This window comes from Herbidospora daliensis, assembly GCF_001570585.1.
Classification (GTDB): Bacteria; Actinomycetota; Actinomycetes; order Streptosporangiales; family Streptosporangiaceae; genus Herbidospora; species Herbidospora daliensis.
Map to the genome: position 1 here is coordinate 651,619 of NZ_BBXF01000001.1, position 16,783 is coordinate 668,401.

Here is a 16,783-nt window from a genome sequence, read left to right on the forward strand (position 1 = left end):
ATGACCACCGAGGCCAAGCTCCGCGACTACCTCAAGAGGGTCACCGGCGACCTGCTGCAGACCCGGCAGCGGTTGTCGGAGGTCGAGTCGGCCCGCCAGGAGCCGATCGCGATCGTCGGCATGGCCTGCCGCTACCCGGGCGGGGTGCGCTCGCCGGAGGACCTGTGGCGGCTCGTCTCCGAGGGCGTGGACGCGATCTCGCCGTTCCCCGCCGACCGGGGCTGGGACGTCCCGGCGTTGTACGACCCCGACCCGGAGCGCATCGGGAGGACGTACACGAAAGAAGGCGGTTTCCTGCACGACGCCGCCGACTTCGACCCGGCCTTCTTCGGCATCAGCCCCCGCGAGGCGGTCAGCATGGACCCGCAGCAGCGGCTGCTGCTGGAGACCGCCTGGGAGGCGTTCGAGCGCGCCGGCATCGACCCGGAGTCGGCGCGCGGCTCCCGGACGGGCGTGTTCGCGGGGGTCATGTACGCCGACTACGGCGGCCGGATCAGGCAGGCGCCCGAGGAGCTGGAAGGCTACATCGGCACCGGCAGCGCCGGCTCGGTCGCCTCGGGCCGGTTGTCCTACGTGCTCGGCCTGGTCGGCCCGGCCATCACGATCGACACGGCCTGCTCGTCGTCGCTGGTGGCGCTGCACCTGGCGGTCCGCGCGCTGCGGGCCGGCGAGTGCGACCTGGCGCTGGCGGGCGGCGCGACGGTGATCGCCACGCCGGGCCTGTTCGTCGAGTTCAGCCGCCAGCGCGGGCTGTCTCCCGACGGCCGCTGCAAGGCCTTCGCGGCGGCGGCCGACGGCACCGGCTGGGGCGAGGGCGTCGGCCTGCTGCTGGTCGAGCGCCTGTCCGACGCGGTCCGCAACGGCCACCCGGTCCTGGCGGTCGTGCGCGGCACCGCGGTCAACCAGGACGGCACCAGCGGCCAGCTCTCCGCCCCGAACGGACCCGCGCAGCAGCGGGTCATCAGGGCGGCCCTCGCCGACGCGGGCCTGTCGCCCTCGGACGTGGACGCCGTCGAGGCGCACGGCACCGGCACCCGCCTCGGCGACCCGATCGAGGCGCAGGCCTTGCTCGCGACCTACGGTCAGGACCGGGACGAACCGGCCTGGCTGGGCTCGCTGAAGTCGAACATCGGCCACACGCAGGCGGCGGCCGGGGTCGGCGGCATCATCAAGATGGTCCATGCGATGCGGCACGGCGTGCTGCCGAAGACCCTGCACGTGGACGAACCCAGCCCGCACGTCGACTGGACGACCGGCGCGGTGAACCTGCTGACCGAGGCCCGTCCCTGGGGGCGGCCCGACGACCGTCCCCGACGTGCGGCGGTGTCGTCGTTCGGGATCAGCGGCACCAACGCCCACGTCGTCCTGGAGGAGAGCCCGGCGGCACCTCGGGACCCGGCCGGCGCGCCCGGCCCCGTGCCGGTCCTGCTGTCGGCCCACAACCCCGAGGCGCTGGGGGCGCAGGCCCGGCAGTTGCGCGACCACCTCGCCGCCCGGCCCGAGCTGGAGCCCGTGCACCTCGCGCACACCCTCGCCACCGGACGGGCCGGGCTCCCGCACCGGGCGGTGGCCGTCGCGGCCGACCGGGCCGGGCTGCTCGCCACCCTCGACGCGCTGGCCGCCGACCGGCCGCACCCCGATCTCGTCAGGGACGTGGCGGCTCCGCGCGGGAAGGTGGTCTTCGTCTTCCCCGGTCAGGGGTCCCAGTGGGACGGCATGGCCAGAGACCTCCTCGCCACCTCCCCTGTGTTCGCCGAGCACCTGCGGGCCGCCGCCGAGGCGATCGAGGCCCATGCGGGCTGGAACCTGATCGACGTGCTGAACGGCCCTTCCATCGATCGGGTGGACGTCATCCAACCGGCCCTGTTCGCCGTCATGACCAGCCTGGCCCGCCTGTGGGAACACCACGGCGTCCGCCCTGACGCGGTCATCGGCCACTCCCAGGGCGAGATCGCCGCCGCCCACATCGCGGGCGCGCTCACCCTCGACGACGCCGCGAAAATCGTCACCCTCCGGTCGAAGGCGTTGCTGGCGCTGGCCGGAACGGGCGGGATGGCCTCCGTGTCCCTGAGCGCCGCCGCGCTGGCCGCCCACCTCGCGCCCTACGACGACCTGCACGTCGCCGCCCGCAACAGCCCTCGCGCGACCGTCATCGCGGGTGACGCCGCGCAGCTCGACGATCTTCTGACCACCCTCGACGCCCGCAGGATCCCGGTCGACTACGCCTCCCACAGCCCCCACGTCCACCGCCTCCGCGACGAACTCCTGACCCTCCTCGGCGGAATCGCGACGCGACCGGCCGCCGTCCCGCTCTACTCGACCGTCACGACCGAGATCGCCGACCTCACCCCCGAGTACTGGTTCGACAACCTGGCCCGCCCGGTCCGCTTCCACGAGACCCTCGAAAAGCTCGCCGGCGACGGCTACACCACGTTCGTCGAGGCGAGCCCCCATCCCGTCCTCACGACGCCCGTCCAGGACACCGTCGACGACCCCGCCCTCCTGGTGACCGGCACCCTGCGCCGCGACAAGGGCACCCTCCACCAGTTCCACCTGAACCTGGCCGCCCTGAAGACCGGCGGCCACGACGTGGCCTGGCACCTGCCGGAACAGGACGCCACCGACCTGCCGACCTACCCCTTCCAGCGTGAGCGCTACTGGCTGGAGGACGCCGCCGCCCCCGGCGACCCCGAGAGCCTCGGCCTGCGCGCCACCCGCCACCCGCTGCTGCCCGCCTCGACCACCCTCGCGACCGACACCCTCCTGCTCACCGGCCGCGCCGCCCCCCGCATCCACCCGTGGCTGACCGAACACACGATCCACGGCACGCCGGTGCTGCCTCCGGCCGCCTACCTCGACCTCGCCCTCCAGGCCGGGCACGCATTAGGCGGCCTCGCGGTCGCGGAGCTGGTCACGGGCCCACCCCTGGCCCTCCCCACCGAGGGCGCCGTCGACCTCCAGCTCACCGTCGGCCCGCCGACCGAACAGGGCCAGCGCCCCTTCACCCTGTACGCCCGCCCCGGCGACGCGGAAGAGGTCCAATGGACCAGCCACGCCACAGGCACCCTGGCCCCGCTGACCTCGTCGCCTGCACCGGCCACTCCGACCGGATCAGTCCCATCACCTGGCCGCGTCCCAGCACCCGTGCTTGTCCCGCCACCCGGCCAGATCCCGCCCTCGGCCCCTGACTCCAACCGGCCGACCGCGACGGCCTCGGTCGTGCCGGGCGCGACGGCTTCGGTCTGGCCGCCGTCGGGTGCTGTCGAGGTCGATGTGAGCGAGGTCCACGCGGCCCTGGCCGCCGCCGGGCATGACCACGGCGATGCCTTCCATGGGCTGAGCCGGTTGTGGCGGCGCGACGGTGAGGTCTTCGCCGAGGTGACCGGCCCGGCCGCTCTCGACGCCGGGCGGCATGCCCTGCACCCTGCCCTGCTCACCGCCGCGCTTCAGCCGTTGCTCGCCGGTGCGGGTCCGGCGGCCGTGCCGGCGGAGTGGCGGGGGGTGGTCCTCCACACGCCCGGAGCCGCCGAGCTGAGAATCCACGCCACCCGCATCGGGGAACACGACTTCGCCCTCGCGATCACCACTCCCGACGGGCTTCCGGTCGCGTCGGTCGAGTCGGTCCGGTTGCGGCGGCTCGACGGGTTGCGGCCCGCCGGCGCCCGGCCCGACCGGTTCCTCACCCTCACCTGGCCCGAGACCCCGTTGCCGACAGATACGGCCGTCTCCTGGACGGCGGCCGATCCGGGCATCCCCGGTCTGCCCGAACCGGGTGACGGAGACCCGGAGTTCGTGCTCCTCCCGGTCACCTCGGCCAGCACCCTCCTGCCCGAGCTGCTCGACTGGCTGGCCGGCGACTCGCCCGCCCGGCTCGTCGTCGTCACGCGGCACGCCGTCACCGTCGCGGCGGGCGACGTCCAGGATCTCGCGCCCGCGCCCGTCTGGGGGCTGGTCAGGGCGGCGCAGTCGGAGCATCCGGGCCGGATCGTCCTGGTCGACCTCGACGGCCACGAGTCATCGCTGCGGGTGCTGCCGGCCGCCCTCGCGCTGGACGAGCCGCAGGTCGCGCTGCGGCAGGGGGTCGCGCACGTGCCGCGGCTGGTCACCGCAGGGCCGGCCGACTTCCCTTCGGAGCCGGCGAGGAGGGCGGGGACCGTGCTGGTCTCCGGTTCCGGCGACCTCGCCGAAGCGGCGGCCGAGCACCTCGTCACCGTTCTCGGGCGCGACCGGCTGCTGCTCGTGGAGGGCGATCCCAAGCTGGCCGAGAGGTTGCGGGCGCTGGGCGCCGACGTCCTGGTCGCCGCCGACGGGGCGGACGACCGGGAGTCGCTGGCCGAGGCGCTGGCGCTGCTCCCGGCGGAGCACGCGCTCACGGGGGTCGTGCACGTCGCCGATTCCGACGTGGAGTCGGTGCTCACGTCGTACACACCCGAGCAGTTCACCACCGGGCTGCGCCGCGCCGGCGACGCGGCCTGGAACCTGCACGAACTGACCCTCGGCCTGGATCTGGACCTGTTCGCCCTGCTCACCCCGCACGTCTCCGGGGTGCTGGGCGGCACCGGGCAGGGCGCGCGGGCGGCGACCGGCGCCTACCTCGACGCGCTCGCGCACCACCGCGCCACGCTCGGGCTGCCGGGGGTCGCCATCGCCTGGGGTCCCAGGGAGGAGGATCCGGGTTCCGGGCGGGCCGGGCTGGTGCCCTCGGGCGCGGGGCAGAGCGCGCCGCTGTTCGGGCTGGCGCTGGGCTCCGCGCGGGCCGCGCTGGTGGCGGCCCGCCCGGCGACCGCCGCGCTCCGGGCGCTGGCCGCCGCCGGTCTGCTGCCGCCGCCGCTGCGGCCCTTCGCCGGTCAGGTCGCGGCGGTCGCGGGCGCGCCGGTCGTCGCGACGCTGGCCGGGCGCTCGCCCGCCGACCAGGAACGACTGCTCCTGGACGTCATCACCGACCAGGCCGCAGCCGTTCTCGGCTTCACCGGGCAGAGCGGCCTCGACGCCACCCGCGCGTTCAAGGACCTGGGCTTCGACTCCCTGACGGCGGTCGAGTTCCGCAACCGGCTCGCCACGGCCACCGGCCTCAAGCTGCCCACGACGCTGATCTTCGACCACCCGTCGCCGCGCGCCCTGGCCGCCTTCCTGCGCGCCGAACTGCTGGGCGCCTCCGCCACGCCGGTCGCCGCCGCCCCGCGCCGGGCCGACGAGCCGATCGCGATCGTGGCGATGGCCTGCCGCTATCCGGGTGACGTGCGCACCCCGGAGGACCTGTGGTCGGTGGTGTCCGGCGAACGCGACGTCATCTCGCCGTTCCCCGCCGACCGGGGCTGGGACCTGGAGCGCCTGTTCGACCCCGACCCCGCCCACGCGGGCACCTCATACGCCCGCGAGGGCGGTTTCCTGCACGACGCGGCGGGCTTCGACCCGGCGTTCTTCGGCATCAGCCCGCGCGAGGCGGTCAGCATGGACCCGCAGCAGCGGCTGCTGCTGGAGACCGCCTGGGAGGCGTTCGAACGGGCCGGCATCGACCCGACGTCGCTGCACGGTTCGGCGACGGGCGTCTACGCGGGCGTGGTCTACACCGACTACGGCTCGCGGGTACGGCTCCCGCCGGACATGGAGGGCTATCTCGGCATCGGCAGCGCGGGCAGCATCGCGTCGGGACGCATCGCGTACACCCTCGGCCTGCGCGGCCCGGCCGTCACCGTGGACACCGCCTGCTCGGCGTCGCTGGTCGCGCTGCACCTGGCGGTCCGCGCGCTGCGGGGCGGGGAGTGCGACCTGGCGCTGGCGGGCGGCGCCACCGTGCTCTCCCACCCGGACATCTTCATCGGCTTCAGCCGCCAGCGCGGCCTGGCCCCCGACGCGCGCTGCAAGGCGTTCGCCGCCGCCGCCGACGGCACCGCCTTCGGCGAGGGCGTGGGCCTGCTGCTGATCGAGCGCCTGTCGGACGCCGTCCGCAACGGCCACCCGGTCCTGGCCGTGATCCGGGGCACCGCGATCAACCAGGACGGCGCCTCGAACGGCCTGACCGCGCCCAACGGCCCGTCGCAGCAGGCGGTCATCCGCGCGGCCCTCACCGACGCGGGCCTGTCCGCCTCCGACGTGGACGCCATCGAGGCGCACGGCACGGGCACCCGCCTCGGCGACCCCATCGAGGCGCAGGCCCTGCTCGCGACCTATGGTCAGGACCGCGACGAACCGGCCTGGCTGGGCTCGCTGAAGTCGAACATCGGCCACACCCAGGCGGCGGCCGGGGTCGGCGGGGTGATCAAAATGGTCGAGGCCCTCCGGAACGAAGTGCTGCCCCGAACCCTGCACGTGGACGAGCCGACCCCGCACGTCGACTGGGCCGCGGGCGACGTGCGCCTTCTCGCGGAGGCCCGCCCGTGGGCTCGGGAGGCCGGGCGGGTCCGGCGCGCGGGCGTCTCGGGCTTCGGCATGAGCGGCACCAACGCCCACGTCATCATCGAGGAGGCCCCCGACGCCGCCGCGCCGCGCTCCGAACCCGCCTCGCCTTCCCGGAGCGAAGCTTCCGAGGCCGCCGCCGACGCGCCGGTGCTGCTTTCGGCGCACAACGGTCAGGCGTTGCGGGCGCAGGCCCGGCGGTTGCGCGACCACCTGTCCGCCCGCCCGGCCCTGCTGCCCTCAGACCTGTCCCGCACCCTCGCCACCGGCCGCGCCGCGCTCGCCCACCGGGCCGCCGTCGTCGCGGGAGACCGCGAGACGCTGCTCGCGGCGCTCGACGCCCTCGCGGACGACCGCCCCGACCCGCAGCTGGTTCGAGGGCAGGTCAGCCCGCTGGGCAAGACGGTCTTCGTGTTCCCCGGTCAGGGGTCCCAGTGGGACGGCATGGCCAGAGACCTCCTCGCCACCTCCCCCGTCTTCGCCGACCACCTCCGGGCCGCCGCCGAGGCGATCGAGAGACACGCGGGCTGGAACCTGATCGACGTCCTCGACGGCCCGCCCGTCGACCGGGTCGACATCATCCAACCGGCCCTGTTCGCCGTCATGACCAGCCTGGCCCGCCTGTGGGAACACCACGGCGTCCACCCGGACGCCGTCATCGGCCACTCCCAGGGCGAGATCGCCGCCGCCCACATCGCGGGCGCGCTCACCCTCGACGACGCCGCGAAAATCGTCACCCTCCGCTCGAAGGCCCTACTCGCCCTCGCCGGAACGGGCGGGATGGCCTCCGTCTCACGAAGCGCCGCCGACGTGGCCGCCCGCCTCACCCGATACGACGACCTGCACATCGCCGCCCACAACAGCCCCAACGCCACGGTCATCGCCGGCGACCCCGCCCAGCTCGACCACCTGCTCGGCACTCTCGAGAACGCCCGCAGGATCCCCGTCGACTACGCCTCCCACAGCCCCCACGTCCACCGCCTCCGCGACGAACTCCTCGCCCTGCTCGACGGCATCCGGCCGCAACCCCCGGCCGTCCCCCTCTACTCCACCGTCACCGCGGACCTCCCCGCCCTCACCCCCGAGTACTGGTTCGACAACCTCGCCAACCCGGTCCGCTTCCACCAGACCCTCACGAAGCTCCTGGACGACGGCCACACCACGTTCGTCGAAGCGAGCCCCCACCCGGTGCTGACGACGGCCGTCCAGGACACCCTCGAACACCCGTCGCTGCTGGTCACCGGCACCCTGCGCCGGCACAAGGGCACCCTGCGCCAGTTCCGGCTGAACCTGGCCGCCCTCCACGCCGACGGCCACCCGGTCGACTGGCGGCTGCCGGAGCAGGGCGTCACCGACCTGCCCACGTATGCCTTCCAGCGCGAGCGCTACTGGCTGACCGGCCCGCCGGTGGGCGGCGTCGACGCGGCCGAGCACCCGTTCCTGACCGCGGTGACCGTGCTCGCCGAGACGGGGGCGCTGGTCGCGACCGGCAGCGTCTCCCGCGACGCGCACGGCTGGCTCGCCGACCACGCCGTGCGCGGCACGGCCCTGCTTCCGGCGACGGCCCTGCTCGAACTCGCCCTCCAGGCCGGGCACCTGTCGGGCGCCGCGTCCCGCCTCGACGAACTCACCCTGGAGGCCCCCCTCCACCTGCCCGACCGGGGAACCGTCCGGCTCCAGGCGGAGGTGAGCGCCCCCGACGAGTCGGGCCACCGCCGGGTGACCGTGCACTCCCGCCGCGCGGGCGACCTGGAGTGGACCCGCCACGCCGCCGGCACCCTGACCCCGCCCGGCGAACCCCCCGCGGCGACGGCCTGGCCCCCGCCGGACGCCGTCCCCCTCCCGGTCGGCGACCTCTACGACCGGCTGGCCGACCTCGGCTACGAGTACGGCCCCGCCTTCCGCAACCTCACCGCCGCCTGGCGCGAGGGCGACACCGTGCACGCGGAGGTCCGCCTGCCGGAGGGCCACGAGGACGACGCCGCCCGGTTCGCCCTCCACCCCGCCCTCTTCGACGCGGCCCTGCACGCCATGGCGCTCGGCGGTTTCCTCGGCGAAGGGGTCCGGCTCCCGTTCACCTGGTCGGGCGTCGACCTGTTCGCCACCGGCGCCACCGCCCTGCGCGCCACCCTGACCCCCGCCGGCGACGACACGGTCGCCGTCACCCTCACCGACCCGACCGGCGCCCCGGTCGCCCGGGTCGAGTCCCTGACCCTCCGCGCCGCCCCTGCGACGCAGACCGCCGAACCCAGTTCCCTGTACGACCTGACCTGGACCGACCTCCCCGCGATCCCGGGGGAGGATCCGGCCGCGCGCCTTCCCGCCGACGTGACCGTGATCGAGTGGCCCGCCTCCGCCGCCGACGGGGACGTCCCGCAAGCCGTGGCCGCCAACGTACGATCACTGATCGACCGGCTGACCGCCTGGCTGGCCGAGAACCACGGCCCCGCCTCCCGTCTGGCGATCCTGACCAGGAACGCCGTCGCCGTGTCACCGGGCGACCGCCTCGACCTCGCCTCGGCCCCCCTGTGGGGAGTTGCGCGGTCGGCCGCCACCGAGAACCCGGGCCGCGTCGTCGTCGTCGACCTCGACGACGCCTCGGCCGACGCCCTCCCGGCGGCCCTGGCGAGCGGCGAGCCCCAGCTGGCCCTCCGCGACGGCCGCGCCCTGGTCCCCCGGCTGGCCCGGACCCCCCGTCACCCCGCCGTCGACCCACCGGCAGGCACGTGGCGGCTGACCACCCCGGGCGGCTCCCCCGACGACCTGCGCGCCGCCCCCTTCCCCGAGGCCGAGGCTCCCCTGGCTCCCCACCAGGTCAGGCTGCACGTCCGCGCGGCGGGGCTGAACTTCCGCGACGTCCTGACCGCGCTCGGCATGGTCCCCTCGCCCACCCCCCTGGGCGCCGAAACGGCGGGCGTCGTGGCCGAGGTCGGCGCGGCGGTCTCGGGGCTGAGCGTCGGGGACCGGGTCTTCGGCCTGGTGCCGGGCGCGGTGGGGCCGGTCGCCGTCGCCGACCACCGGCTGCTCGCCCCGATCCCCGGCGGCTGGTCGTTCGCCGAGGCCGCGAGCGTGCCGGCCGTATTCACCACCGCCTACCACGCCCTCGTCACGCTGGCCCGCGTCCAGGCGGGAGAACGGGTGCTGGTCCACGCCGCCGCCGGCGGGGTGGGGCTGGCGGCGGTGCAGCTGGCGCGGCACCTGGGCGCGGAGGTGTACGCCACCGCCAGCCCGGCCAAGTGGCCCGCGCTGCGCGCCCTGGGGATCCCGCCCGAGCGCATCGCCTCCTCCCGCACCGACGCGTTCGCGGCCGCGTTCAGGCAGGTCGACGTCGTGCTGAACTCCCTGACCGGGGACCTGCTCGACGCCTCGCTCGGCCTGCTGCCGCCGGGCGGCCGGTTCGTCGAGATGGGCATCGCCGACCCCCGCGACCCCGACGGCGTCGAGTACCTGCCGTTCGAACTGCTCGACATGCCGGTCGAGGAGGTCGCGGCCGCCTTCCACGGAGTGCTGGCGCTGTTCGCGGAGGGGGCGCTGCGGCCGTCGCGGGTCACCACCTGGGACGTGCGGCAGGCCCCGGCCGCGTTCCGGCACTTCGCCCAGGCGGCCCACGTGGGCAAGCTGGTGCTGACGCTGCCGTCCGTACACGAAGGGACCGTGCTCGTCACCGGCGGGACCGGCACGATCGGGGCGGCGCTGGCCCGGCACCTGGTGGCCGCGCACGGCGTGCGGCATCTGCTGCTGACGAGCCGGCGCGGCCCGGACGCGCCCGGCGCGGCCGAGCTGGCCGGGGAACTGGCCGCGGCGGGGGCGGAGGTGCGGGTCGTGGCCTGCGACGCCGCCGACCGGGCGGCGCTGGCCGCGCTGCTGGCCGACGTCCCCGGTGACCGGCCGCTCACGGCCGTCTTCCACACGGCCGGAGTGCTCGACGACGGCGTGCTCGCCTCGCTGACGCCGGAGAAGGTCGCGGCGGCGCTGCGGCCCAAGGTCGACGCCGCCTGGAACCTGCACGAGCTGACCGGCGACCTCGACGCGTTCGTGTTGTTCTCCTCGGCGTCGGGGCTGCTCGGCGGCGCGGGTCAGGCCAACTACGCCGCCGCCAACGTCTTCCTGGACGCCCTCGCCGCGCACCGCCGCGAGCGCGGGCTGCCCGCGACCTCGCTCGCGTGGGGCCTGTGGCGGGAGGCGAGCGGCATGACCGGGCACCTGGGCGCGGCCGACCTGGCCCGCATCGCCCGGGGCGGGCTCGCGCCGATGCCGGTGGAGGAGGGGCTGGCGCTGTTCGACGCCGCCCTGCGGGCCGACCGGCCGCTGCTGGTGCCGGCGGTGCTCGACGAGGGCGCGCTGCGGGCGCGGGCCGAGGCGGGTGAGGCGCCGCCGGTCCTGCGGGGGCTGGTGCGTGCTCGTGTACGCCGGGCCGCCCGGCACGCGCCGGTCTCGCCCGCCGGCCTGGCCGACCGGCTGGCCGCGCTGCCGGGGCCCGACCGGGCGCAGGCGCTGCTGACCCTCGTCAGGGAGCAGGTGGCGGCGGTGCTCGGGCACTCCGGCGCAGACGGGGTCGCCGCCGACCAGGCGTTCAAGGAGATCGGCTTCGACTCGCTGACCTCGGTCGAGCTGCGCAACCGGGTGGCGGCGGCGACCGGGCTGCGGCTGCCGACCACGCTGGCCTTCGACTTCCCGACCCCGGCCGCGCTGGCCGTCCACCTGCGCGGACTGCTCGCCCCCGACGACACGGCGGCCGAACTCGACCGGCTGCTGTCGTCGGTGACCGTCGACGGACCCGATTTCGCCACGATCAGAGACCGGCTGCGCGCGGCGTTGTGGCGCTGGGAGGAGGGCTCCCGCCACGGCGAGGAGACCGGCGACGACCTCGCGGCGGCCACCGACGAGGAGCTCTTCCGCACGCTCGACGAGGAACTCGACCCGCTGTGACCCCTGGAGACGACATGACCAGCAACGAGGACCGGCTGCGCGAGTACCTCAAGCGGACCACCGCCGACCTGCGCCAGGCCCGGCGGCGCATCCGCGAACTGGAGGACCGGCCGCACGAGCCCATCGCGATCGTCGCCGCCGCCTGCCGCCTGCCCGGCGGCGCCGACAGCCCCGAGGCGTTGTGGCGGCTGCTCGACGCGGGGATCGACGCCGTCGGCGGCTTCCCCGCCGACCGGGGGTGGGACCTCGACGCGCTGTACGACCCCGACCCGGACCACACCGGGACGACGTACACGAAGGAAGGCGGTTTCCTGTACGACGCCGCCGGCTTCGACGCGGCCTTCTTCGGCATGGGCCCGCGCGAGGCGACCGCCACCGATCCGCAGCAGCGGCTGCTGCTGGAGACGTCGTGGGAGGCCGTGGAGCGGGCCGGGATCGCGCCGGGATCGCTGCGCGGCAGCCGGACGGGCGTGTTCGCCGGGGTCGTGTCCCAGGCGTACGTGCCGCCGCCCGACCGGGTCCCGGACGGCTTCGAGGGCCACCTGATGACCGGCAACGCGACCAGCGTCGCCACCGGCCGGATCGCCTACCACCTGGGGCTGGAGGGACCGGCGGTGACCGTCGACACGGCGTGCTCGTCGTCGCTGGTGGCGCTGCACCTGGCGGCCCAGTCGCTGCGGCGCGGCGAGTGCGACCTGGCGCTGGCGGGCGGGGTCACGGTGATGGCGACGCCGGTGCTGCTGGTCGAGTTCAGCCGCCAGCGCGGGCTGGCCCCCGACGCGCGGTGCAAGGCGTTCGCCGCCGCCGCCGACGGCACCGGCTTCGCCGAGGGCGTCGGCCTGCTCGTGCTGGAACGCCTCTCGGACGCCCGGCGCAACGGCCGGACCGTGCTGGCCGTGCTGCGCGGCTCGGCGGTCAACCAGGACGGCGCGTCGAACGGCCTGACCGCGCCCAACGGCCCGACGCAGGAGCGGGTGATCAGGGCCGCGCTCGCCGACGCCCGCCTCGCCCCCGAGCAGGTCGACGCCGTGGAGGCCCACGGGACGGGCACCCGTCTGGGCGACCCGATCGAGGCGGGGGCGATCCTGGCGACGTACGGGCGGAACCGGGACGAACCCCTGTGGCTGGGGTCGGTGAAGTCGAACCTCGGCCACACCCAGGCCGCCGCCGGGGTGGCCGGCGTCATCAAGATCATCGAGGCGCTCCGGCACGAGACGCTGCCCCGCACCCTGCACGTGGACGAGCCGACCCCGCACGTCGACTGGGAGAGCGGCGCGGTCCGCCTCCTCACCGAACCGGTGCCGTGGCCCCGGGGCGGGCACCCGCGCCGGGCGGGGGTCTCGTCGTTCGGCATCAGCGGCACCAACGCCCACGTCATCATCGAGGAGGCGCCCTCGACGGAAGGCGTCGAACCCGGAGCCCCCAGCCGTGAGGACCCGGGCGCCAAGGGAACGGCGGCCACCGGTTCTCGCCATGATCCGGCGGTGGACCCGGGCGCCCCCGCCGCGCCGTGGCCCTTGTCGGGCCGCACCGAGACCGCCCTCCGTGCCCAGGCGGCCCGCCTGCTCGACCGCCTGACCACCCACCCGCACCTGGACGACGCCCGGGTCGGCCGCACCCTGGCGCTGGGCCGCACCCCGCTGAAGCACCGGGCGGTCGTGCTGCCCGGCGACCGCGACCAGCGCCTGCGCGCCCTGGCCGACCTCGCGGCGGGCCGCACGTCGCGGCACGTGGTCCGGGCGACGGCCGCCGAACGGACCGGCGCGGCCTACCTGTTCACCGGCCAGGGCAGCCAGCGCCCCGGCATGGGCCGCGGCCTCTACGAGACGTGGCCGGTCTTCGCCGAGGCGCTGGACGAGGTCGCCGCCGGCTTCACGCCCCACCTGGACCACCCGTTGAAGGACCTGCTGTTCGGCGACGCGGCCGTCCTCGATCGGACCGAATACGCCCAGCCCGCCCTGTTCGGCCTGGAGGTCGCCCTGTTCCGGCTGCTGGCGCGGCTCGCCCCGCCGCCCGCGCGGGTGGCCGGGCACTCGCTCGGCGGGCTGGCCGCCGCGCACGCCGCCGGGGTGCTCTCGCTCGACGACGCCTGCGCCCTGGTCGCGGCGCGGGCGAGGCTGATGCAGGCCCAGCCCGAAGGCGGCGCGATGACGGCGATCGAGGCCACGGAGGCCGAGGTCTCCGAGGCGCTGCACGGCTATGCGGGCCGGGTCGGCCTGGCCGCCGTCAACGGCCCCACGGCGGTGGTCGTCTCCGGTGACGCCGACGCGGTCACCGAGGTCGCCGCCACCTTCACCGCGCGCGGCCACCGCACCAGCAGGCTGCGGGTCGGCCACGCCTTCCACTCACCGCACATGGACGGGGCCCTTGAGCCCTTCCGCGCGGCGGCCGCCAGGGTGACGTTCCGCGAACCGGTCATCCCTCTCGTGTCGGAGGTGACCGGCCGCGAGGCGACGTACAGAGAACTGGAAGACCCGGACTACTGGGTGCGCCACCTGCGGTCCACGGTCCGGTTCGGCGACGTGGTCGCCACCCTGCGCGAAGCCGGGGTGCGCACGTTCGTCGAGGTCGGCCCCGACGCCGTGCTCACCCCGATGGCGGCGCGGGCGCTGCCCGACGACGCGCTCGTGCTCCCGGCCCTGACGAAGGACCGGCCCGAGCCGGAGGCGGTGGCGGCGCTGGTCGCGCGGCTGCACGCGGCGGGCGGCGCGGTCGACTGGTCGGCCTGGCACGAGCCCGGCCCGCCCGCCGACCTGCCGACCTACCCGTTCGAACACGAGCACCACTGGTGGGGCTCGGCGGCCCGGACCGCCGGCCCGGAGGCGGGACCGGCCGAGACGACGCTGCTCGACCTGGTGCGGTCGCACGCCGCCGAGGTGCTCGGCCACGCCGCGCCCGACCGGATCGGCCCGGAGGACAATTTCCTGCACATCGGCTTCTCGTCGTTCAGCGCCCTGGAGGTGCGCAACCGGTTGTGCGAGGCGACGGGGCTGACCCTGCCGCCGGTGCTGCTGTACGACTACCCGACCCCCGCCGCCGTCGCGGGCTTCCTGGAGGAGCGGCTCACCACGTGACCGGCAGCCGGTGGATTCCCTGCACCGACCCGCCCGGCTTGACCCCGAGCGCCTCGACGGGCTCGGCGAGGCGCAGGCCGGGCAGGCGGGTGACCAGCTCGCGCAGCCCGATCTCCAGTTCGGCGCGGGCCAGGTTCTGCCCGATGCACTGGTGGACGCCGTGCCCGAAGGCCAGGTGCCCGCGCGCGTCGCGGCCGAGGTCGAGCGTGTCGGGGTCGGCGTAGACGCGCCCGTCGCGGTTGGCGGCGGCGTTGGGCAGGTAGACGCCGTCGCCCGCGCGGATCGTCACCCCGCCGACCTCGATGTCGGCGGCGGCGACCCGCTGGAGCTCGTCGGCGACCGACAGGAAGCGCAGCAGTTCCTCGACGTGGTCCTTGGCCCGGTCGGGGTGCTCACGCAGCACGGCGAGCTGTTCGGGGTGCTCCAGCAGGGTCAGGATGCTCAGCGCCATCATGCTGGCCGTCGTCTCGTGCCCGGCGACCAGCAGGAACATCGAGATCGACGCGACCTCGGCCCGGGTCAGCCGCCCGGTCGCCAGCTGCTCCCTGAGCAGCGTGTCGACCACGCCCTCGCCGGGCTCGGCGAGCTTGCGTCCGATCAGCTCGTCGAAGTAGGCGGTCAGCGCCACGGCCGCGTCGGCGGCGTCCTGGGCGGTGCTGGTCGCCATCAGCATCTTCCTGGTCTGCGCCTCGAAGAAGTCGTGGTCGGCGTACGGCACCCCGAGCAGTTCGCAGATCACGGTCGACGGCACGGCGAGCGTGAACTCGGGCACCAGGTCGGCGCCGGGCCCCTTCGCGAGCAGCGCGTCGATGCGCTCGGTGACGATGCGCAGGATCACCGGCCGCAGCTTCTTGAGCCCGTTGACGGTGAAGCTCGGCGCGAGCATGCGCCGCTGCACGTCGTGCTCGGGCGGGTCCATGCCAACAAGGGCGACCAGCCGGGAGGCGGCCATCCGGGGCACCAGCACCGGGAAGTCGGCCCGCGACCGGTCGGACGACAACCGGGGGTCGAGCAGGAGCGCCCGCGTCTCGGGGTGCCCGGTGATCACCCAGGCGACCCGGCCGTCGTACAGGCGCACGCGCGTGGCGACGCCGGACTCCCGCAGCCGCTCGTATCCGGCGGGCGGGTGGTAGGGGCAACCTCGGTTCATGGGGAAGTCGGGGATCTCGCTCATCCGTCCCTCGCACAGTCTCGATGGGTGGTGCGCTGGAGCATGAGGGGTCGCGCTGAAGCGATGCTGAATTCAGCCGCGCTTCAGGCCCGTGATGGAGGGGTGGAGACCGAGACGATCTCGCGGTGGCGGCGTACCCGCCGAGGTTTTGACCATTCGTGGATTGTGGACGAAAACGTATTCTGTCTACGTTTTTGGGATGAAGATCCTGGTCGTGGGGGCAGGAGCGGTCGGCGGATACTTCGGCGGCCGCCTCGTTCAGGCGGGCCGAGACGTCACCTTCCTGGTCCGCCCCAAACGGGCCCGGCTCATCAGCACGCGCCGGTTGCGGATCGTCGGCCTGGGCGAGGAGACGACGCTTCAGCCGCACACGATCCTGGCGAACGAGATCACCTCGACCTACGACCTGGTCCTCGTCTCGGTCAAGGCGGCCGCGCTGCGGTCGGCCATGGACGACTTCGCCCCGGCGGTCGGGCCCGGCACGCTCATCCTGCCGGTGCTCAACGGCATGCGGCACGTCGACGACCTCGCCGGGCGGTTCGGCGAGCGCAGGGTGCTCGGCGGGGTCGTGGTGGTGAGCACCACCCTCGACGCCGGGGGCGACATCCTCCGGCTCGCCGACATGCAGAGCCTCACCTACGGCTCCCGCGCCGGGCCCGCGCCCGACGAGCTGGTCGGCGTGCTCGGCGGCGCCGGGTTCGAGACCCGGCAGGCGGCCGACATCGTCGGCGAGATGTGGGCCAAATGGGTGTTCATCGCCGCGACCGGCGCGGTGACGTGCCTGATGCGCGGCACGGTGGGGGAGGTCGCGTCCACGCCCGGAGGGGTGGAGTTCGCCCGCGCGGTCGTGGCCGAGTGCGCCGCCGTCGCCGAGGCCGCCGGTCATCCGGTGCCGGCCGACGCGCTCGACGCCACCCGCCAGACGGTGACCGCGACCCACTCGTCGCTGACGTCGTCGGCCTACCGCGACCTGATCCGCGACCGGCCCGTCGAGGTCGAGGAGATCTTCGGCGACCTGGTGCGGCGCGCCCGGGAACTGGGCACGCCGGTCCCGCTGCTCGGCCTGGCCACCCTCAACCTCCGCGTCTACATGGGCCGGCGGGCGTGACCGCCCAGTTCGGCGACTACCAAAACAAAATCTACGCGGCCGGCCTGCGCGGGCTGGTCCCCGCGTTGCCGATGACCTTCGCCGGCCTGGAGGCCGGGGCCGAGG

General features: G+C 75.2%; 4 protein-coding genes. 3 read left to right on the plus strand and 1 reads right to left on the minus strand.

From position 1 onward, the window contains the following. Both AW274_RS02440 and AW274_RS02445 read left to right on the plus strand, forming a co-directional pair. Entirely contained in the window at nucleotides 1-11,325 is an 11,325-nt protein-coding gene (locus AW274_RS02440; RefSeq protein WP_062428883.1) for a type I polyketide synthase, read from the plus strand. 14 nt (nucleotides 11,326-11,339) lie between these two features. Continuing rightward, on the plus strand, nucleotides 11,340-14,399 hold the full coding sequence (locus tag AW274_RS02445) for a type I polyketide synthase (protein ID WP_062428886.1): 3,060 nt from the start codon (nucleotides 11,340-11,342) through the stop codon (nucleotides 14,397-14,399). Here the strand turns inward: AW274_RS02445 and AW274_RS02450 are convergent. Beyond that, nucleotides 14,389-15,573: a cytochrome P450 gene (locus AW274_RS02450; protein ID WP_062428888.1), complete on the minus strand. Its 1,185-nt coding sequence runs from the start codon at nucleotides 15,571-15,573 to the stop codon at nucleotides 14,389-14,391. The genes AW274_RS02445 and AW274_RS02450 overlap by 11 nt on opposite strands. 196 nt (nucleotides 15,574-15,769) lie before the next feature. Here AW274_RS02450 and AW274_RS02455 point away from each other — a divergent pair, with 196 nt between their 5' ends. Continuing rightward, nucleotides 15,770-16,678: a 2-dehydropantoate 2-reductase gene (locus tag AW274_RS02455; RefSeq protein WP_062428890.1), complete on the plus strand. Its 909-nt coding sequence runs from the start codon at nucleotides 15,770-15,772 to the stop codon at nucleotides 16,676-16,678. The last annotated feature ends 105 nt before the right edge of the window (nucleotides 16,679-16,783 follow it).